Genomic DNA, 19,306 nt, shown 5'->3' with positions numbered 1-19,306 from the left:
CGATGGAGCGAGTCTAGGGGACGAGTGCCCTCAGCGGGCGGTCATTCACGCCGAGCCGTAGCTCGACTCCCCCAGTTCCTCGAGAATGCGATTGAGATCCTGGATGGAGGCGAAATCGATGGTGACCTGGCCTTTGCGAGCACCCAGCGAGATCTTCACGCGGGTGTTGAGGCGATCCCCGAGATTGCCGGCGACCTCGTCGAGGTAGGCGCGACGAGCACCGGGGGTCGGCTTGGCGCTGCGTCCGGGAGCCGAGGGAGTGCTCTTCGCGGCCTCCTCCGTGGCGCGGACCGAGAGGTCCTCGTTCACGACCTTGTCGGCGAGACGCTGCATGGCCTCGGGGGAATCGAGACTGAGGATCGCCCGCGCGTGACCCGCAGTCAGCACTCCGGCCGCCACCCTCTGCTGCACGGGGACCGGCAGCTTCAGGAGGCGGATCGTGTTGCTGATCTGCGGACGGGATCGGCCTATCCTGGTCGCGAGCTCCTCCTGAGTGATCCCGAAGTCCTCGAGCAGCTGCTGATAGGCGGATGCCTCCTCCAGCGGGTTCAGCTCCGAACGGTGGAGGTTCTCGAGCAGCGCGTCGCGCAGCAGGTCTTCGTCCGCCGTGTCGCGGACGATCGCCGGGATCGCGTCGAGCCCGGCTTCGCGAGCCGCACGGGTGCGCCGCTCCCCCATGATGAGCTCGTAGTCGCCCTCGCCGTTCTTGCGGACGACGACCGGCTGCAGCACGCCGAACTCGCGGACGCTGTGCACCAGTTCAGCGAGATCCTCCGGGTTGAAATGCGTGCGCGGCTGCCGGGGATTCGGCACGATCTTCTGTGGATCGACCTGGATGAGGTGGATGCCGGGGACCGACTCGAGGTCCGGTGCGTCGACGACCTCTGGCGCGGGCTGCTCCGTGGGACGGATGCTCGTGCCGGGGAAGAACACGTCGACAGGACGCTCTGCCTGATCGGCGGTGGGGATGAGTGCGCCGATGCCGCGGCCCAATCCGGTGCGCTTGGCCATCATTTCTCCTTGCTCTGCGCCGCAGGACGCGACGCGATCTCGACAGCGGCTTCGCGATACGCGATCGCACCGGCAGACTGCCCATCGTAGGCGATCACGGTCTGTCCGAAGCTCGGGGCCTCCGACACACGGACCGACCGAGGGATCACGGTCTCCAGCACCTGTGTCGGGAAGTGACTGCGCACCTCGTCGGCCACCTGCTGGGCGAGCCGTGTGCGTCCGTCGTACATCGTCAACAGGATCGTCGACAGGTGCAGACCCGGGTTGAGGTGCTTCTGGATCATCTGGATGCTGCCGAGCAGCTGGCTCAGACCCTCGAGCGCGTAGTACTCGCACTGGATCGGGATGAACACCTCGGATGCTGCGGTGAAGGCGTTGATCGTCAGCAGGCCCAGCGACGGCGGGCAGTCGATGATGACGAAGTCCATCGGGTGATCCTCGAGGTACTCGAGGAGTGCCCGACGGAGGCGGTGCTCTCGCGCCACCTGGGCGACGAGTTCGATCTCAGCCCCGGCGAGGTGGATCGTGCTCGGAGCGCAGAAGAGGTTCTCGTTCTCGGGGCTCGGCTGCACGATCTCCGCGAGGGGGAACTCCTCGATGAGGACGTCGTACACGCTCGGGGTATCGGCGTTGTGCGGCACTCCCAGAGCTGTCGAGGCGTTGCCCTGAGGGTCGAGGTCGATCACGAGGACTTTAGCCCCGAGTCCTGCGAGAGCTGAGGCGACGTTGACGGCGCTCGTCGTCTTGCCGACACCGCCCTTCTGGTTCGACACCGTCAGGATCCGGGTCTCCCCCGTGAACTCCATGCGTACACCTTCGAGTGCGCGGCGGCGAGCGGAGAGGTCGGCGAGTTCCCGCGCGAGCGGCGTATCCATCCCGAAAGCGTCCTTCGGTGATGCCTGTTCGGACTGTTTCACGTGAAACATCCACTCCTTTCGGGACCGTCTTCCACTCTAATCGCTATCCCCGACGTGACAGAGTCTCGCTGCATCGTCGGCGACGGCGACCCGGTCGGCGCGCGGGTGATGGTGGCTCACGTCATCGATTCCACCCGTGTGTTCTCTGCGGAACGCCCATTTTGCCGGCGAGGATAGGGGGCAGGACGGCAACGACGGACTCCTCCCCCGGTGGGCGCATGTCGAAGCGCATCTCGACACCCGGTTCATCCGCGTGCCATGGTGAGGAGTCCTGCTCCAGGGCTGGCGACGGATCGGAGACGTGCGAAGTGGGCGTTTGTCTGCCCGCGGTCGCGTCACAGTCTCGTCGCGGACTCGTCGCAGTTTTGTCGCACGGTCCGTCGCAGCGTGCGGAGCCATTGTGGTCACGGGAGCGAGCGGTTCTCGCGGGACCCTCGTCGACGATCGTCCCGGCTGAACTCGTCGCACGACTACCCCGACCTGATATCCACCCTTCCCGGAGAATCTCAGGGCTGACCCACCAGGCTTCCGGTGTACCTTCTCTCGCGCAGACGACTGTTCCTGTTGTCCCGGCAGCGTCGATTCAAGGGCCCAACCCCCCACGACACGACCGCGCTCTCCGGCACGACCGAGTGCGACGCGCATCAAGGCCTCTCCGTCGCACGTCTCTGCGTTGACAAGGTTTCATGTGAGACGCACGTGAACCCATGGCGACACCTGTTGACCTGTGCCCAGCTCGATTCGAGCGGTGGAGCGGCGGGGTGGCTGTTGCAGTGACGGGGTGCCTTCGCCGGAGTTGTATGCCCGCCGACGGGGAATGGCGCACCGGATCGGCATGGCTCCGAACTAGTGGTGCGGTGTGTTTCACGTGAAACACTCTGAACCCGCGCCACTTTCGTCCCCTCGACCCAGCTCGATCTGGGTGGTGGCGTCGCCAGCAGTGGGGCGTTCTAAAAGACGAGCAGCTTCCGCCAGAGGTGCATGCCCACCAATGTGGGACTGGCCCTCCGGATCAGCATCGCGCCGAACCTCTTTGATCTGCGACGTTTCACGTGGAACGTACCAGACGGCGCCGGTGTCTATCCGCCTGGACCCAGTTCGACACCGGTGGTGACGTAGCCGGAAGGATGGCGTGCGCGGCGACGAGGTGCTTCGGCTGGAGGTTCATGCTCTCTATGTGCACGTGAACTCCGGATCGGCATCGCGCCGAGCCTATTGACCGGAGACGTTTCACGTGAACACATTGAACCCGCAGCACATCATTTGCCCTTCTCGACCCAGCTCGATCTGGGTGGTGGCGTCGCCAGCGGTGGGGCGTTCGAAAAGACGAGGAGCTTCCGCCGGAATTGCATGCCGGCCAATGTGGACTGGCCCTCCGGATCGGCATCGCGCCGAACCTCTTGATGTGCGACGTTTCACGTGAAGCACACCGACCCCATGCCCCCATCTGTTCGTCTGGACCCCTCTCGATTCGGGTGGTGGCTTAGCCGGCTGCTGGCGTCGCAGTGTCGAGCTGCGCCGCCGGACTGCGTACCCGCCGATGAGGACTGCGCGCCGGATTGGCATGGCTTCAAAACCGTTGATGCCAATCGCTCACGTCAAACACACCGAACCCACGACACAGCCGTCGGTTGAACCCAGCTTGATTCGGCTTGTGAAGTCACCGGGGGCTTTGCACTCCCGCGGTGGTTCGCCGAAGTCGTATGACCGCGCAGGTGGACAGTTCTCCAGCGGGCACGACTCCGAACCTAGTGGTGCGAGTTGTTTCACGTGAAACGGCGGGGAACCGCCAGAAGCCCGACGATCGCATCCACGGTCGTCGCAACCGGCTGGGTGGTCTCGATCACCTCTGTCGCCGTCGCTCGAAGCAGCGGTTCCACGGTGTGGGTGTACTCGAGGATCTCCTCGCGTTCGGCCGCCGATGATCCGTACGGGTTCGTCCGGCGAGACGTGACGCGCTCGATCAACACCGATGGAGGTGCGGTGAGCAGCACGACGTGATCGAACAGGTCGTACAGCATCCCCTGATTCTCGACCGTTCCCGACACCACGATGTCGTCGTTCTCACGCAACAGTCTGCCAACCGCTTCCAGGTCCCAGGAACCGTCCGCGCTCTTCCAGTCGCCGTAGTCCGTGTCCACAGCGACAATGCCCCGCTGAGCGATCCCCTCGACCACCGTCGACTTGCCGACCCCGGACATCCCGGTGATGAGTACCCGTCCCATCCCCTCACGCTACCCATGTTTCACGTGAAACATGCGCAGCTACAGCCCAGCGGAACGTTTCACGTGAAACATCCACCCCCAGTCACACCTCGGTACGCTGCCCCACGTTTCACTGCAGTCGTCGAGCGAAGCGATGACGCTGCCCCATCATCCCCAGCATTCGATCGATGCGCAGTCCCGCCCCAGGATCTCCGGGCTCGCCGGGACGGTCGGGTGGAGGGGTGTCCTCGGGAAGGAGCATCGGGAGGGGCCCGCGAAGCGGGAGGGTCCCCGCTCTGCTCCTTCCCGAGGAGCACCCCGCAACCCGACACACACAGGAAACAGCACCAGCACAGCAGAACTCAGCAAGACACTGCCGACAACCTCAGGACCGAACGGAAGCCCGAATCACTCGTGTGACCTCGGCGTCGGGAAGAACTCCCTCACCGAGCACCTCGACGCGGACATCGGACAGCCGGAACTTCTTGATCTGCTTCTGCGCCGCGTCGGTTTCCTTGGTCGCGTTGATGCCCTTCAGGAGTACCAGCTCTCCTCCGTCGCGCACGAGCGGCGCGGTCCAGGGCAGCAGCGTTCGGAGCGCACTCACGGCTCGAGCGGTGACCACGTCGAAGCCCTCCGGCAGGTGTACCTCTTCCGCGCGGGCGCGCACGACGTCGACGTTGTCGAGCCCGAGAGCCTCGACCTGTTCCGTGAGCCAGGTGACGCGTCGCTCCATGGGCTCGATGAGTGTGAAGTGCACGTCCGGGCGGGCGATTCCCAGCACGATGCCCGGCAGCCCTGCCCCGGAACCGATGTCCGCGACCGTTCCGTGGAACAGCGGCGCGGCGATCGCGCTGTTGAGAATATGTCTGGTCCAGAGGCGCGGAAGCTCCAGGGGGCCGATCAGCCCGCGCTCCTCACCCTGATCTGCTAATGCAGCCGTGAAGGCGCGCGCGAGTTCGATGCGGTCGCCGAAGAGCCGCACCGCGGTGGCGGGCTCGGTCTCGACGATCGTCATGCAGACTTCTCAGCGCGATGTTTCACGTGAAACGTCAGTGACGGCGCAGCACGGTGTGGCGGTCGGCGCCCTCACCGTAGGACTCGGAGACGAGACCGTGCTCGGCGGCGATGTCGTGGACGAGCTTGCGCTCGTAGCTGGACATCGCGGGGAGCGAGGCCTGCGACGCACCGTCGTCGAGCTTCGTCGCCGCCGCGCTCACCAGCGTCTCGAGCTGGCGGCGCCGGGCATCACGTGAGCCACCGATGTCCAGGATGAGGCGAGAGAACGAGCCGGTCTTGTTCTGCACGGCAAGACGAGTGAGTTCCTGCAGGGCCTGGACCGTATCGGGCGCCGAGAGCAGCGACAGACCGTCGCCCTCGGCCTCCACCGACACATACGCGCGTCCCTGCCGTACATCCAGATTCAGATCGCCGTCGATGTCGGCGATGTCGAGCAGCTCTTCCAGGTAGTCCGCGGCGACGTCGCCCTCGTTCTCGAGGTCGGCCACCGAGGGCTCGACGGTTTCGGTCAGGTTGTCGGTCATGCGCCGCTCCCCTTCTTCTTGGCACGCTTCTTGCCCACGGGCTGTTGACGCTTCGGTGCTGCGGCCTTGGCCTTCTCGACCTCGTCCAGCATCCGCTGCTGCTCCGCCTCATAGACCGCCATCGAGACGACCTTGCCGGAGGAGTCGATCGCCTTGCCCTTGCGTGCGAGTCGCTCCTCACGAGCTTTGGCTGCCTCGGAGCCGGGGGTCGGCATCTCACGGATGACGAGGAACTGCTGACCCATCGTCCACAGGTTCGAGATGAACCAGTAGATGACGACGCCGAGCGGGAAGAACACGCCGGAGAAGATGAAGCCCAGCGGCAGGACGTAGAGCATGATCTTCTGCATCTGGTACGCCTGGCCGGTCTTGGCCTCGGGCGACAGGTTCTTGGAGATGATCTGCAGCTGCGTGAAGAACTGCGAGGCGATCATGAGGACGACCAGGACCACGAGGATCACGATCGCGACGGTGTTCCCCGCCTCGAACGCGTTGCCGAGGTTCTCGTGCAGGGACGCGACACCGAACAGCTGCGCGTCGTAGAACTCCTTGGTGAGCTCCGGAGTGAGGAGCCCGACACCGCCGATCTCGAGCTTGGCGTGCTTGCTGACATCGTTGAGCACGCTGAACAGGGCGAAGAAGATCGGCATCTGCACGAGGAGCGGGAGGCAGCTCGACATCGGCGTCGTGCCGTGCTTCTTGTACAGGGCCATGGTCTCGCGACTCATCGCCTCACGGCTGAGCTGATCCTTCTTGCCCTTGTACTTCTCCTGAACTTTTCGGAGTTCAGGAGCGATTTCCATCATCTTCCGCTGGCTCTTGATCTGCTTCACGAAAAGCGGGATCAGCGCAGCGCGCACCACGATGACGAGGCCGACGATCGAGAGGACCCAGGTGAGGCCGGATGCCGCGGGCAGACCGACGGCGGTCAGCAGCCAGTGCCATGCGACGAGCACCATCTCGACGAGCCACTTGAGCGGCCACAGGATGGTCCCGAGCAGGTCGAACCCGCCGGACGCCGGCTCCGGCGACGGGGTGGTGCTGGCGAGCAGGAGATCTAGACCCACCGGTCAGTCCTTTCGGGAGGGGACGACGAAACCGTGAGCGGTCAGGTCGTAGCGGAAGTGTTCGTGCGGACGGACGTCATCGACGCCGCCGTGGCTCCAGGGATTGCAACGGAGGATGCGCCATGCCGAAAGGGCTGCCCCTTTCACGGCGCCGTGCTGTTGCACCGCCCCTACAGCGTAAGCCGAACAGGACGGGTAGTAGGCGCACACGTCTCCGTACATCGGAGAGATCACCCGCCGGTAGCCGGCCAGGAACCCGAGAACGAGGTTGCGCGGTACGAGGGGGATGCTGCGGAGCAGGTCCCTCGAGTCGAGATGCGCCGTCCCGATCGACGAGGCCGGCAGCGCGGTCATGTTCGCACCTGCGCGAGACGACCGAGGCAGCGGTTGACGTCGGCACTGAGCTCGGAGTAGCTCGCAGTCGCGGACGCAGGAAGGGCACGGATGACGACATCCGTGCCCTCAGGCACCCGGGAGAGCGCCTCCGCGCAGACGGCTTTGAGCCGCCGACGCACGGTGTTGCGCACCACTGCGGTGCCCACCTGCTTGCTGATGATGAATCCGAACCTCGCGGCTCTGCTCTCACCCGTCGTCAGCATGGACGTGACGACCCGGGCTCCGCCACACCGCGATCCGCGTCGAACGACCAGTCGATAGTCGCTCCCGCGGGTCAGCCGGAACGGGCGGGCGAGCACAGCGGTTTACGCGGAGAGCTCGGTGCGGCCCTTCGCGCGGCGGGCCGAGAGGATGGCGCGGCCGGCGCGGGTACGCATGCGGGCGCGGAAGCCGTGCTTCTTGGCGCGACGACGGTTGTTGGGCTGGAAGGTGCGCTTGCTCATGGAATCACTCCGGGAATGGTGTCACCGGGATCTGTGCGTCCGGAGACAGAGGGAACTGCCGTTCAGGCATAAGTCAACCGACTAAGGGTACGTCGCGACGGCGCGCAGAGCAAATCTGCGCGCTGATCCGGTGCTCGCCCGCGAAGATCCGCACAGCCATTATCCACAACCCCGTCGTCGTGCGCGGGCGCAACACGCGCGCGGTATTCCAAGGCCAGGTTGCCGTTCCCGGCGGCGATGACTACCGTGGCATCCGAAGTTATCCACAGGGAGGCCGCATCCGACGACGCCCCCCGCGATCCCCTCCCGGAGCGTCATGTCCTCACCAGCCCAGCCCGACGTCCCGATCTGGACCGCGGTGCAGGAGCTGCTGGAGGCCGACGATCGCGTGACACCTCAACTGCAGGGGTTCCTCAGTCTGGCCGTGCCTGCGGGCGTGATGGCGGCGACTCTTTATCTCGAAGTGCCGAACGATCTCACTGCTGCGCAGATCAACAAGCGGCTGCGCCTTCCGATCATGGAGGCGCTCTCTCATATCGGCGAGGAGGTGACCTCCTACCGGGTGGTGGTCAACCACGAGCTCGCCGACCAGCCGACGGCTCCGATCGCCGTGGCCGACTTTGGCCGCCAGGAGCAGGTGCGGATCGAGTCCCCCATGGAGCAGGCTCCCGCGCCGATGCGCCACGAGTCGCGTCTCAACCCGAAGTACACCTTCGACAACTTCGTGATCGGGCAGTCCAACCGCTTCGCGCATGCCGCGGCGGTCGCGGTGGCCGAGGCGCCGGCCAAGGCGTACAACCCTCTCTTCATCTACGGGGACTCCGGTCTCGGGAAGACGCACCTCCTGCACGCGATCGGCGACTATGCGCAGTCCCTCTACGCCGGAGTCAAGGTGCGGTACGTCTCGAGCGAGGAGTTCACGAACGACTTCATCAACTCGATCGCGAACAACCGCGGCGCGGCCTTCCAGGCTCGCTACCGCGAGGTCGACATCCTTCTGATCGACGACATCCAGTTCCTGCAGGGACGTGCGGAGACGCAGGAGGCCTTCTTCCACACGTTCAACACGCTGCACGACCACAACAAGCAGGTCGTGATCACGAGCGATGTCGCTCCGAAGCTGCTCACCGGCTTCGAGGACCGCATGCGCAGCCGTTTCGAGTGGGGTCTCATCACCGACGTGCAGGCGCCCGACCTCGAGACCCGCATCGCGATCCTCCGCAAGAAGGCTCAGAGCGAGTCGCTGCACATCCCCGACGAGGTGCTCGAGTACATCGCGACCGTCGTCTCGTCGAACATCCGCGAGCTCGAGGGCGCGCTGATCCGCGTGTCGGCGTTCGCGAGCCTCAACCGGTCGCCGCTCGACATCTCCCTGGCGCAGACGGTGCTACGGGACATCGTCGACACGGCCGAGGACAACATCATCTCGCCGACCGACATCATCACGGCGACCGCGCAGTACTTCAAGCTGACGGTCGACGACCTGTACGGGTCGTCACGCTCGCAGCAGATCGCGACCGCTCGACAGATCGCGATGTACCTGTGCCGCGAGCGCACGAACCTGTCGCTGCCCAAGATCGGTCAGCTGTTCGGCAACCGCGACCACACCACCGTGATGTACGCCTACAAGAAGATCAGCGAGCTCATGAAGGAGCGTCGATCGATCTACAACCAGGTGACGGAGATCACCACGCAGCTCGGTCGCCGCTGAGCAGCGTCTCCACTCCAGAAAAGGGGGTGCGCGGTCCGACAGGGCCCTGCGCCCCCCTTTCTGTCGCGTGTGCGTGCCGTTCGCGGCATCCGATCGATGCCTGTTTGCACATGTGGATAACTTGTGGATGATCGACCTCGACATCGGGACGGATGTGGGGGAAACGGCTCGACCTGTGGATAACCGGGGGTGGACGATTCGCGCGAGGGATGCCGTACACCCGCGGATTCCTCAGGGATTCCACAACTGACAATCGTGTAGTTCCCTACTCGCGACTGCTTTCCACCGACTTATCCACAGTATCCACAGGTGTTAACACCGTTAAGGAGTTAAGTCAGATCAAGGGCGATCCGATCACCAGACGGTGGGGAAAGTCGCCCGACGCAGTGGAATCGACCGGACGTAGGGATCAGAGCGACTGTGGGGCTAGCATGGGAAGCCCTGCACTGGCAGGACCGATCACGACGCGTCACAGAACGACGACAAGGGAGCACCCGTGAGGTTTCAGGTCAACCGCGATGTCTTCAGCGAGGCTGTGTCATTCGTCGTCAAGCTGCTTCCGCAGCGCAATCCGCAGCCGATCCTCGCGGGCGTCCTGATCGAGGCGGATGGCTCGGGGCTCACGCTCTCCGCCTTCGACTACGAAGCATCCGCTCGCACGACGATCGAGGCGACCGTGGAGACGCCGGGCACGATCCTGGTGCACGGTCGGCTGCTGTCGGACATCGCGAGTCGTCTCCCGAACGCTCCGATCGAGATCGCCGTCGAGGACGACGGCGGCATCGCGGTCACCTGCGGCTCCGCACGGTTCACGCTCGCGGCCATGCCGGTCGAGGAATATCCGTCGATCCCCGAGGTCTCCGGTTCGTCGGGCGTGGTCCCCGCCGACGACTTCGGCACCGCGATCTCCCAGGTCGGCTTCGCGGCATCCCGCGACGACGTGACCCCGGTGCTCACCGGTGTGCAGCTGGAGGTCACGGGTCAGAGCCTGAGCCTCGTCGCCACCGACCGCTACCGGGTCTCGCTCCGCGACGTGCCGTGGGACGGCGAAGCGGTCGAGACCACCGCGCTGGTCCCCGCACGCACCCTGCTCGAGGTCGGTAAGACCTTCGGTCACGCCGGCACGATCCAGATCGCTTTCTCCGGTGCCGGCGACCGCGAGATCATCGCTTTCACCGCGGGCAACAAGACCGTGACGTCGCTGCTGATCAAGGGCAACTTCCCGCCGGTCCGCCGCCTGTTCCCGGAGCAGACCGACCACTATGCGGTCGTCAATACGGCGGATCTCGTCGAGGCCGTGCGGCGTGTGGCCCTGGTGCTCGATCGCGCCGCACCGCTACGGTTCACGTTCTCGTCCGACGGCGTCACCATGGACGCATCCGGCAGCGAGCACGCCCGCGCCTCCGAGTCGGTGGACGCGATCCTCTCGGGCGGCGACGAGGTCACGCTCGGCTTGAACCCGCAGTACCTCATCGAGGCTCTCGGCGCGGTGAAGAGCGAGTTCGTGCGCGTGACGTTCACCTCGAGCGACAACGCCAACAAGCTCAGCCCCGTCCTCATCACGAGTCAGACCTCGGTCGACCAGGCCGGTCTGGACTCGTTCAAGTACCTGCTGCAGCCCAACCTGCTGCTGCGCTGACGCGCATCCCTCGACGGCCCGACGCTCGCCTCGAGCGCTGTCGGACCCCGAAGGTAGGCTGATCCCGTGATCGTGGAACACCTGAGCCTGGTTGATTTCCGCAATTACGCGACCGCCGAGCTCGCGCTCCACCGCGGTCCGAACGTCCTGGTGGGGCGCAACGGACAGGGCAAGACCAACCTCGCGGAGGCCGTCGTCTTCCTCGCGACGCTCGGCTCGCACCGGGTGTCGTCGGATGCGCCGATGGTGCGCGACGGTCAGGAGTTCGCGATCATCCGGGCTCGCCTGTCGCACGGAGAGCGCAAGGTCCTCACCGAGGTGCAGCTCAATCGGCAGGGATCGAACAAGGCCCGGATCAACGGATCGCCGTCGAAGACCAGCGAGCTGCCGCGCTATGCGCACGTCGTGCTCTTCGCACCCGAGGATCTCCAGATCGTACGGGGGGATCCGTCGTCGCGGCGCCGTTTCGCGGACCAGCTGCTGATCCAGCGCACCCCGCGTCTCTCGGCCGTGCTCGCCGATTACGATCGCGTCCTCAAGCAGCGCACCGCCTTGCTCAAGTCGGCACGAGCACGCGGCATCCGTGGAGACGCGCTGAGCACGCTCGACGTGTGGGACGACAAGCTCGTGGCTCTCGGTTCGGAGATCATCGCCGCGCGTCAGCGCCTGGCCGCCGACCTGCAGCAGCCGGTCGCGGACGCCTATGCCGCGATCGCCGGCGCCGACCATCAGCCGCAGCTCGAGTGGGCCCTGTCCGTGCGCGGCGGCGACCCCGAAGAGGGTGAGGCCGCGACCGCCGACTCCACGGGCGACATCGCCGAGATGTTCCGGGCATCCCTCCTCGCGAAGCGCACCCAGGAGCTCGAACGCGGACTCACGCTCACCGGTCCGCACCGCGATGATCTGGTCCTCCGTGTCCGCGGTCTTCCCGTCAAGGGCTATGCGTCGCACGGCGAGTCGTGGTCCGTCGCGCTCGCTCTGCGTCTCGCGTCCGCGGAACTGCTGCGCAGCGAGTCCCCGGCCGGCGACCCTGTGCTGATCCTCGACGACGTGTTCGCCGAACTCGATGCCGACCGTCGTCAGCGACTCGCGACGCTCACCGCGGGGTACGAGCAGGTGGTGGTCACCGCTGCGGTGGAGGAGGATATCCCCGAGGTGCTGCACGCCCACGTGGTGCGGATCTCGGCGGGGACCATCAGCGACGAACGGGAGGCGGCGGATGACTGACGTCGCGAGCACCGCCGCCCCGTCCCCCGAGACTCCGGAGACCGTTGCGACGTATCTGCGTCTGCGCGGTCTCCAGCCCAGCTCGAAGAACTGGAAGCGCAAGCGTCGTCTCGTCACCGACGACGACAACGCCCCTTTCACGCCGGGCCGCGATCCGGGATCTCTGGGTGCCGTGCTCGACAAGCTCAGCAAGGATGCCGGATGGCAGACGACCCTGGCCCGCGAGGACCTCGTCCGGCAGTGGGCCGACCTCGCAGGTGCCGACACCGCGAAGCACTCGGAGCCGGTGTCGCTCGAGCGCGGCCTGCTCACGGTGAAGTGCGATTCGACCGCATGGGCGAAGAACCTCCAGTACATGCGGGCGACCATCATGACCGAGATCGGGCGACGCTATCCGGATGCGGGCGTCGAGAACCTCCGCTTCATCGGACCGGACGTACCCTCCTGGAAATGGGGTCCCAGAGTCGTCCCAGGGCGGGGTCCACGCGATACCTACGGGTAGGACACCACGCAAGGGGTCCGACACGCTCAGAGGGCCGCAGACGGCCTTTGAGCCGCATATCGACTCGAAACCCCGCTAGAATGGGAGTTCGTGATATCGATGTGGAGAAACCTCTCTGATGACGCCTGAATCCCCCGCTGACGAGCCGGAATCGAACACCGGAGGCACCCCCGAGAACGGGGAGCCCACCGCCCCCAAGGCTCAGCAGCCCGGCGAGTACGGCGCCGACTCGATCCAGATCCTCGAGGGTCTCGAAGCCGTCCGCAAACGCCCCGGCATGTACATCGGCTCCACGGGACCTCGAGGTCTACACCACCTCGTGTACGAGATCGTCGACAACTCGGTCGACGAGGCCCTCGCCGGATATGCCGACACCATCCTCGTCACGCTCCTCGCCGACGGCGGCGTGCGCGTGATCGACAACGGCCGCGGCATCCCCGTCGACCCGCACTCGTCCGACCCGTCCAAGTCCACCGTCGAGGTCGTGCTCACGATCCTGCACGCCGGCGGCAAGTTCGGCGGCGGTGCCTACGCCGTCTCCGGCGGTCTGCACGGTGTCGGCTCCTCGGTCGTGAACGCGCTCTCCACGCGCTTCGAGGTCGAGGTCAAGCAGAAGGGCTTCGTCTGGCGGCACAGCTTCGCGAACGGCGGAATCCCGCAGCAGAAGCTCGAGAAGGGCGAGGCCGCCGACACCACCGGCACGGCGATCACCTTCTGGCCCGACGCGGAGATCTTCCAGGAGACCGTCGAGTTCGACTACGACACGCTCCGCACGCGGTTCCAGCAGATGGCCTTCCTGAACAAGGGGCTGCGCATCGAACTGGCGGACGAGCGCTCCACCTCCGCCTACGAGGTCGAGGTCGACGGTCAGACCGTCACGAAGCAGCCCGGTGACGTGTTCTTCTACGAGCGCGGTCTCGTGGACTACGTCGAGTACCTCAACAAGGTGCGGCATGCCGAGGTCGTGAACGAGGAGATCATCGCGTTCGAGTCCGAGGACACCCAGCGCAAGATCTCCCTCGAGGTCGCGATGCAGTGGACCACCTCCTACACCGAGAACGTGTTCACGTACGCGAACACGATCAACACACACGAGGGCGGCACACACGAAGAGGGCTTCCGCGCGGCGCTCACCACGCTCGTGAACCGCTACGCCCGCGCCAACAACCTCCTCAAGGAGAAGGACGACAACCTCTCCGGCGACGACGTGCGCGAGGGCCTCACGGCGGTCATCTCGATCAAGCTCGGAGAGCCGCAGTTCGAGGGTCAGACCAAGACCAAGCTCGGCAACACCGAGGCCAAGGCGTTCGTGCAGAAGGTCGTGGGAGATCAGCTCGGCGACTGGTTCGAGCGCAATCCCGCCCAGGCGAAGAACGTGATCCGCAAGGCGATCGACGCCGCGACGGCGCGCATGGCCGCGCGCAAGGCGCGGGAGACCGCCCGCCGCAAGAGCGTGTTCGAGTCGGCGGCGATGCCCGACAAGCTCAAGGACTGCACGAGCAAGGACCCCTCGATCAGCGAGATCTTCCTCGTCGAGGGTGACTCGGCCGGCGGCTCCGCGGTGCAGGGTCGCGATCCGCACACGCAGGCGATCCTGGCGCTCCGCGGCAAGATCCTCAATGTGGAGCGCGCTCGCCTCGACAAGGCGCTCGGCAACAAGGAAGTCCAGGCGATGATCCAGGCCTTCGGCACGGGCATCGGCGAGGACTTCGACATCGAGAAGGCGCGCTATCACAAGATCGTGCTGATGGCGGATGCCGACGTCGACGGCCAGCACATCACGACGCTGCTGCTGACGATGCTGTTCCGCTACATGCGCGGACTGATCGAGGCGGGCTTCGTGTATCTCGCGATGCCGCCGCTGTACCGCCTCAAGTGGACCAACCAACCGCACGAGTACGTGTTCAGCGATGCGGAGCGCGACGCGCTGCTCAAGCACGGCCTCGAGAACGGCAAGCGCATCCCGAAGGATGCCGGAATCCAGCGCTACAAGGGTCTCGGCGAGATGAACGCCAAGGAGCTGTGGGAGACCACGATGGATCACACGACGCGCACGCTGCGTCAGGTGACGATCGAGGACGCTGCGGCCGCCGACGAGATCTTCAGCGTGCTGATGGGCGAGGACGTGGAGTCGCGCCGCAGCTTCATCCAGCGCAACGCCAAGGACGTCCGCTTCCTCGACATCTGAGCGCGTTTCGACTCGCTTCGCTCGCTCAACGACCGGAAACTGAAGAGAACACATGACTGACGAAGAACGTCCCGACCTCAACGAGGGCCACGACCACGGCAAGATCGACCAGGTCGACCTGCAGTCGGAGATGCAGCGCAGCTACCTCGACTACGCCATGGCCGTGATCGTGGGCCGCGCGCTCCCCGATGTCCGCGATGGACTCAAGCCGGTGCACCGCCGCGTCATCTACGGCATGTACGACGGCGGGTTCCGTCCCGACAAGTCGTTCTCCAAGTGCGCGCGCGTGGTCGGCGAGGTCATGGGCCAGTACCACCCGCACGGCGACTCGGCGATCTACGACGCCCTCGTCCGCCTGGTGCAGCCGTGGTCGCTGCGCTATCCCCTCGCCCTCGGTCAGGGCAACTTCGGCTCGCCCGGCAACATGGGTGCCGCGGCCCCGCGGTACACCGAGACCAAGATGGCTCCGCTCGCGCTCGAGATGGTGCGGGACATCGAAGAGGACACGGTCGACTTCACCGACAACTACGACGGTCAGACCCAGGAGCCGACCGTCCTCCCGGCTCGCTTCCCGAACCTGCTCGTCAACGGCTCGGTCGGCATCGCGGTCGGCATGGCGACCAACATCCCGCCGCACAACCTCCGCGAGGTCTCCGCGGCGGCGCTCTGGGCGCTCGACAACCCGGGTCTCTCCCGCGAGGAGCTGCTCGAGGGCCTGATCCAGCGCATCCCGGGACCGGACTTCCCGACCGGCGCGCAGATCCTGGGCACCAAGGGCGTGCACGAGGCGTACCGCACGGGTCGCGGGTCCATCACGATGCGCGCGGTCGTCAACGTCGAGGAGATCCAGGGCCGCACGTGCCTCGTGATCACGGAGCTCCCGTACCAGGTCAACCCCGACAACGTCGCGGTGAAGATCGGCGACCTCGCGCGCGACGGCAAGATCACCGGCATCGCGGACATCCGCGACGAGTCCTCGGACCGCACGGGTCAGCGTCTCGTCGTCGTCCTCAAGCGGGATGCCGTCGCCAAGGTCGTGCTCAACAACCTGTACAAGCACACGCAGCTGCAGGAGAACTTCGGCGCGAACATGCTCGCGATCGTCGACGGCGTGCCCCGCACGCTCGGCATCGACGGCTTCATCACGAACTGGATCACCCACCAGCTCGAGGTCATCGTCCGCCGCACGCGCTTCCGCCTCGCGAAGGCCGAGCGGCGCATGCACACCCTCGAGGGGTACCTGAAGGCGCTCGACGCGCTCGACGAGGTCATCGCGCTCATCCGTCGTTCGCCCACGGTCGACGATGCACGGGAGGGTCTCATCAAGCTCCTCGACGTCGACGCCGACCAGGCCGACGAGATCCTCGCCCTCCAGCTGCGTCGCCTCGCCGCGCTCGAGCGGCAGAAGATCCTCGAGGAGGCCGAGGAGCTCCGCGCCAAGATCGAGGAGTTCAAGGCGATCATCGCCGACGAGGCGCTGCAGCGCGACATCATCCGCGAGGAGCTCACCGGAATCGTCGACCGCTTCGGCGACGAGCGCCGGACGCACATCCTGCACGGCTTCGACGGCGACGTGTCGATGGAAGACCTCATCGCCGAGGAGGAGATGGTCGTCACCGTCACGCGCGAGGGCTACATCAAGCGCACGCGCAGTGACAACTACCGTTCGCAGCACCGCGGCGGCAAGGGTGTGAAGGGCGCGCAACTTCGCGCCGACGACATCGTCGAGCACTTCTTCGTCACGACCACCCACCACTGGCTGCTGTTCTTCACCGACAAGGGCCGGGTCTACCGCTCGAAGACCTACGAGGTCCCCGAGGCCGGCCGGGATGCGAAGGGCACGCACGTCGCGAACCTGCTCGCACTGCAGCCGGACGAGAAGATCGCGCAGATCCTCGACATCCGCGACTACGAGGTGGCCGACTACCTGGTGCTCGCGACCCGTGACGGACTCGTCAAGAAGACCGCGCTGTCGAGCTATGACACGAACCGTCAGGGCGGCGTGATCGCCATCCGTCTGAACGACGAGGACGAGCTGGTCTCTGCGCTCATGGTCGATGCGGAGGACGACATCCTCCTCATCAGCCGCAAGGGCATGTCGGTGCGGTTCAGCGCCACCGACGAGGCGCTGCGGCCGATGGGCCGCGCGACCGCGGGCGTGAAGGGCATGAAGTTCCGCGAGGGCGACAGCCTGCTCTCCGCCTCGGTCGCAGCTCTCGGTCAGTACGTGTTCGTGGTCACCGACGGAGGCTACGCCAAGCGCACCGCGATCGAGGAGTACCGGGTCCAGGGACGCGGCGGATTCGGCATCAAGGTCGCGAAACTCAACGACGACCGGGGCACTCTCGCGGGTGGTCTCATGGTCTCGGAGGACGACGAGGTCTTGGTGGTTCTGTCCAGCGGCAAGGTGGTACGCTCTGCCGTGGCCGAGGTGCCCGCCAAGGGCCGCGACACGATGGGAGTGGTGTTCGCGCGGACGACGGAAGCCGACCGCATCCTCGCCATCGCCCGCAACGGTGAGCGGGGCCTCGCCGAGGATGATGAATCGGCCGAGGCGGAGGTGGACTCCCCCACCATCTCCCCTGAGACGACCGAGAACCCTGAGGACACAGACGCATGAGCACAGTAGCCGACAAGCTGGCGAAGAAGTCGACGCGCAAGACCGGTGGCAAGCAGGTCCGCCTGCGCCTGGTCTACGTGGACTTCTGGTCGGCCGTGAAGCTCTCGTTCCTCGGCGCCGTCGCGCTGGCGATCGTGACCATGGTGTCGTTCTTCCTCATCTACCTCGTGCTGCAGGCGACCGGCATCCTGGCGCAGGCCGACGACTTCATCGGCACGGTCACCGACAACGCGGTGCAGATCTCCGAGATCGCAGGCCTCCCGCAGGTCATGGCGTTCGCGGCCGTCGTGTCGATCCTGAACCTGATCGTCTTCACGGTGCTCGGCGCCGTGGTCGCGGGAATCTACAACGTCGCCGTCAAGGTGACGGGTGGACTGCTCGTCGGCTTCATGTCGAACTGACGCGATTCACGGGAGGGGCGGATGCTGCGGCATCCGCCCCTCCGGCGTTCCCGGCGTGAGTCCGGGGTAGGGAAAACCCGAAGCGGGGTCTCGGGATGCCTCGGTGTCGGCGTCATCGGGCCGCCCGTACCTTGGAACCATGACCACACAGACTGCCGTGCCGCAGCGGGCGAAGCCGGCCAAGCCGCCGCTGCGCCTCTTCCTCACCATCCTGCACCTGGCGGGCGTCGGCGTGATCGGCGGCGTCATCTTCGGAGCGCTGACCGGACTGCTCGGGACAGGCCTCGGCCTGCTGTTCGCCGCCGGAGTCGGGATCGTCCTCCTCGTCGGCCTGATCTACGCGCTGTTCGGCGTCGGCTGGTTCGAGGTCGCCCGGGTGAGCGGTCTGTACCGCACTCCGATCGCTCCGCTCCGGTGGCGTCCCCGCGACCGTCCGGGCTTCTCGGGCTGGGTTCGCGCTCTTGGGCGTCAAGCGATCGACGGTCGCATGTGGCGGGCCATCGCCAACTTCGCGATCTCCGCCGTGCTCGGCTGGGTCGTGCTGCGACTGGCCTGGGGACTCGTCTGGTCGATCGCGATCTGCTTCGCGCCGATCGTGGGCTCCGAGGCCGTGATGGGCCCGTTCGGCGGCGGCGGGATCACGGCTCCCTGGGCGCCGCTCGTCGGGATCCTCGGCATCGCCGCCTGCATCGTCGGCATGATCGGACTCGCCGCCCTTCACCGGGTGCTGTCGCTGTCGATCGTGATCCGCTCGAAGGAGGCGGAGCTCACCGAGCGCGTGCGCACCAGCACCGCCCAGCGCGAAGGCGCGGTCCGCGCCGCGGACGTCGAGCGCACACGCATCGAGCGCGACCTGCACGACGGCGTCCAGCCGCGACTCGTCTCGGTCGGCATGACCCTGGGGCTCGCGCAGCAGAAGATCGACAACGACCCGGATGCCGCGAAGGAGCTGATCGCCGAGGCCCACACGTCGACCAAGGCGGCCATCACCGAACTGCGGCAGCTGGCCCGCGGCATCCACGCCTCGGTGCTCGACGACCGCGGTCTTGACGCCGCGCTGTCGGCGCTCGCAGGGCGTTCGCACATCCCCGTGAGCCTCGACGTCCGCATGGACGGACGCTGCAGCCGTGAGGCGGAGGCCGCCGTGTACTTCTCGATCGCGGAGTCGCTCACGAACGCGGCCAAGCACTCGCGGGCCAGCGAGACGCGGGTGACTGTGCGACTCCGCGAGGGCGGCGTGCTGTGGGCGAGGGTCGAGGACAACGGCATGGGCGGCGCGCAGGTGCAGCCCGGCGGCGGTCTCGACGGCATCGCGAACCGGATCCTCGCCGCGGGCGGGACGTTCCGGCTCGACAGTCCGATCGGCGGTCCCACCAGCCTGGAGGTGAACGTGCCATGCGCATCCTGATCCGCCCGCTTCTCGACCAGCATCGCCG

General features: G+C 66.2%; 17 protein-coding genes. 8 read left to right on the top strand and 9 right to left on the bottom strand.

What is annotated here, in order from left to right; all coding sequences use genetic code 11:
- Window positions 1-45: 45 nt before the first annotated feature.
- The 9 genes from MRBLMX7_RS10120 to rpmH all read right to left on the bottom strand — a co-directional run bounded on the left by MRBLMX7_RS10120 (window position 46) and on the right by rpmH (window position 7,582).
- The gene (locus MRBLMX7_RS10120) at window positions 46-1,011 is read right to left on the bottom strand and encodes a ParB/RepB/Spo0J family partition protein (RefSeq protein ID WP_363368140.1); all 966 of its coding nucleotides are present in this window, start codon (window positions 1,009-1,011) and stop codon (window positions 46-48) included.
- Entirely contained in the window at window positions 1,011-1,886 is an 876-nt protein-coding gene (locus tag MRBLMX7_RS10115) for a ParA family protein (protein ID WP_363368138.1), read from the bottom strand. The genes MRBLMX7_RS10120 and MRBLMX7_RS10115 overlap by 1 nt, the downstream gene beginning before the upstream one ends.
- 1,808 nt (window positions 1,887-3,694) lie before the next feature.
- The gene (locus tag MRBLMX7_RS10110; RefSeq protein ID WP_363368136.1) at window positions 3,695-4,153 is read right to left on the bottom strand and encodes an AAA family ATPase; all 459 of its coding nucleotides are present in this window, start codon (window positions 4,151-4,153) and stop codon (window positions 3,695-3,697) included.
- Between the two features lie 364 nt (window positions 4,154-4,517).
- Window positions 4,518-5,150, bottom strand: a complete 633-nt coding sequence (gene rsmG, locus MRBLMX7_RS10105; protein WP_363368134.1) for a 16S rRNA (guanine(527)-N(7))-methyltransferase RsmG — start codon at window positions 5,148-5,150, stop codon at window positions 4,518-4,520.
- Window positions 5,151-5,184: 34 nt separating this feature from the next.
- A complete protein-coding gene (locus MRBLMX7_RS10100) occupies window positions 5,185-5,676 on the bottom strand; it encodes a protein jag (protein ID WP_050723553.1) in 492 nt (163 codons plus the stop codon).
- Complete coding sequence (gene yidC, locus MRBLMX7_RS10095; RefSeq protein ID WP_363368132.1) at window positions 5,673-6,743, bottom strand: membrane protein insertase YidC; 1,071 nt, start codon at window positions 6,741-6,743, stop codon at window positions 5,673-5,675. The genes MRBLMX7_RS10100 and yidC overlap by 4 nt, the downstream gene beginning before the upstream one ends.
- Before the next feature lie 3 nt (window positions 6,744-6,746).
- Window positions 6,747-7,097, bottom strand: coding sequence for a membrane protein insertion efficiency factor YidD (gene yidD / locus MRBLMX7_RS10090; RefSeq protein WP_363368130.1), 351 nt, complete (start codon window positions 7,095-7,097; stop codon window positions 6,747-6,749).
- Window positions 7,094-7,438, bottom strand: coding sequence for a ribonuclease P protein component (rnpA, locus tag MRBLMX7_RS10085; RefSeq protein ID WP_363368128.1), 345 nt, complete (start codon window positions 7,436-7,438; stop codon window positions 7,094-7,096). The genes yidD and rnpA overlap by 4 nt, the downstream gene beginning before the upstream one ends.
- A 6-nt stretch (window positions 7,439-7,444) precedes the next feature.
- Window positions 7,445-7,582: a 50S ribosomal protein L34 gene (rpmH, locus tag MRBLMX7_RS10080; RefSeq protein ID WP_022879826.1), complete on the bottom strand. Its 138-nt coding sequence runs from the start codon at window positions 7,580-7,582 to the stop codon at window positions 7,445-7,447.
- Window positions 7,583-7,898: 316 nt separating this feature from the next.
- Here rpmH and dnaA point away from each other — a divergent pair, with 316 nt between their 5' ends.
- From dnaA to MRBLMX7_RS10040, 8 genes are all read left to right on the top strand, one after another.
- Window positions 7,899-9,293, top strand: coding sequence for a chromosomal replication initiator protein DnaA (gene dnaA / locus MRBLMX7_RS10075; RefSeq protein WP_363368126.1), 1,395 nt, complete (start codon window positions 7,899-7,901; stop codon window positions 9,291-9,293).
- Between the two features lie 496 nt (window positions 9,294-9,789).
- The gene (dnaN, locus tag MRBLMX7_RS10070; protein ID WP_363368124.1) at window positions 9,790-10,932 is read left to right on the top strand and encodes a DNA polymerase III subunit beta; all 1,143 of its coding nucleotides are present in this window, start codon (window positions 9,790-9,792) and stop codon (window positions 10,930-10,932) included.
- A 66-nt stretch (window positions 10,933-10,998) separates the two neighbouring features.
- On the top strand, window positions 10,999-12,159 hold the full coding sequence (gene recF / locus MRBLMX7_RS10065) for a DNA replication/repair protein RecF (protein WP_363368122.1): 1,161 nt from the start codon (window positions 10,999-11,001) through the stop codon (window positions 12,157-12,159).
- Entirely contained in the window at window positions 12,152-12,661 is a 510-nt protein-coding gene (locus MRBLMX7_RS10060) for a DUF721 domain-containing protein (protein ID WP_363368120.1), read from the top strand. The genes recF and MRBLMX7_RS10060 overlap by 8 nt, the downstream gene beginning before the upstream one ends.
- Window positions 12,662-12,779: 118 nt before the next feature.
- Entirely contained in the window at window positions 12,780-14,849 is a 2,070-nt protein-coding gene (gene gyrB, locus MRBLMX7_RS10055; RefSeq protein WP_363368118.1) for a DNA topoisomerase (ATP-hydrolyzing) subunit B, read from the top strand.
- A 52-nt stretch (window positions 14,850-14,901) separates the two neighbouring features.
- Window positions 14,902-17,469, top strand: coding sequence for a DNA gyrase subunit A (gene gyrA, locus MRBLMX7_RS10050; RefSeq protein WP_363368116.1), 2,568 nt, complete (start codon window positions 14,902-14,904; stop codon window positions 17,467-17,469).
- Entirely contained in the window at window positions 17,466-17,870 is a 405-nt protein-coding gene (locus MRBLMX7_RS10045) for a DUF3566 domain-containing protein (RefSeq protein WP_050723544.1), read from the top strand. The genes gyrA and MRBLMX7_RS10045 overlap by 4 nt, the downstream gene beginning before the upstream one ends.
- A gap of 139 nt (window positions 17,871-18,009) precedes the next feature.
- Window positions 18,010-19,278 (top strand): sensor histidine kinase, encoded by a 1,269-nt coding sequence (locus MRBLMX7_RS10040; RefSeq protein ID WP_363368113.1) that lies wholly within the window; start codon window positions 18,010-18,012, stop codon window positions 19,276-19,278.
- Window positions 19,279-19,306: the final 28 nt, after the last annotated feature.

This window comes from Microbacterium sp. LMX7-1.2 (assembly GCF_040675935.1).
GTDB lineage: Bacteria > Actinomycetota > Actinomycetes > Actinomycetales > Microbacteriaceae > Microbacterium.
The sequence above is the reverse complement of the archived record's forward strand: the minus strand, read 5'-3'. Positions and strand labels throughout refer to the sequence as shown.

What these genes read in the sequence shown, in the direction of transcription:
- MRBLMX7_RS10120 (WP_363368140.1), bottom strand. Translation starts at nt 1,011, where the DNA reads ATGGCCAAGCGCACCGGATTGGGCCGCGGCATCGGCGCACTCATCCCC.
- MRBLMX7_RS10115 (WP_363368138.1), bottom strand. Translation starts at nt 1,886, where the DNA reads ATGGATACGCCGCTCGCGCGGGAACTCGCCGACCTCTCCGCTCGCCGC.
- MRBLMX7_RS10110 (WP_363368136.1), bottom strand. Translation starts at nt 4,153, where the DNA reads ATGGGACGGGTACTCATCACCGGGATGTCCGGGGTCGGCAAGTCGACG.
- rsmG (WP_363368134.1), bottom strand. Translation starts at nt 5,150, where the DNA reads ATGACGATCGTCGAGACCGAGCCCGCCACCGCGGTGCGGCTCTTCGGC.
- MRBLMX7_RS10100 (WP_050723553.1), bottom strand. Translation starts at nt 5,676, where the DNA reads ATGACCGACAACCTGACCGAAACCGTCGAGCCCTCGGTGGCCGACCTC.
- yidD (WP_363368130.1), bottom strand. Translation starts at nt 7,097, where the DNA reads ATGACCGCGCTGCCGGCCTCGTCGATCGGGACGGCGCATCTCGACTCG.
- rpmH (WP_022879826.1), bottom strand. Translation starts at nt 7,582, where the DNA reads ATGAGCAAGCGCACCTTCCAGCCCAACAACCGTCGTCGCGCCAAGAAG.
- dnaA (WP_363368126.1), top strand. Translation starts at nt 7,899, where the DNA reads ATGTCCTCACCAGCCCAGCCCGACGTCCCGATCTGGACCGCGGTGCAG.
- MRBLMX7_RS10060 (WP_363368120.1), top strand. Translation starts at nt 12,152, where the DNA reads ATGACTGACGTCGCGAGCACCGCCGCCCCGTCCCCCGAGACTCCGGAG.
- gyrB (WP_363368118.1), top strand. Translation starts at nt 12,780, where the DNA reads ATGACGCCTGAATCCCCCGCTGACGAGCCGGAATCGAACACCGGAGGC.
- gyrA (WP_363368116.1), top strand. Translation starts at nt 14,902, where the DNA reads ATGACTGACGAAGAACGTCCCGACCTCAACGAGGGCCACGACCACGGC.
- MRBLMX7_RS10045 (WP_050723544.1), top strand. Translation starts at nt 17,466, where the DNA reads ATGAGCACAGTAGCCGACAAGCTGGCGAAGAAGTCGACGCGCAAGACC.
- MRBLMX7_RS10040 (WP_363368113.1), top strand. Translation starts at nt 18,010, where the DNA reads ATGACCACACAGACTGCCGTGCCGCAGCGGGCGAAGCCGGCCAAGCCG.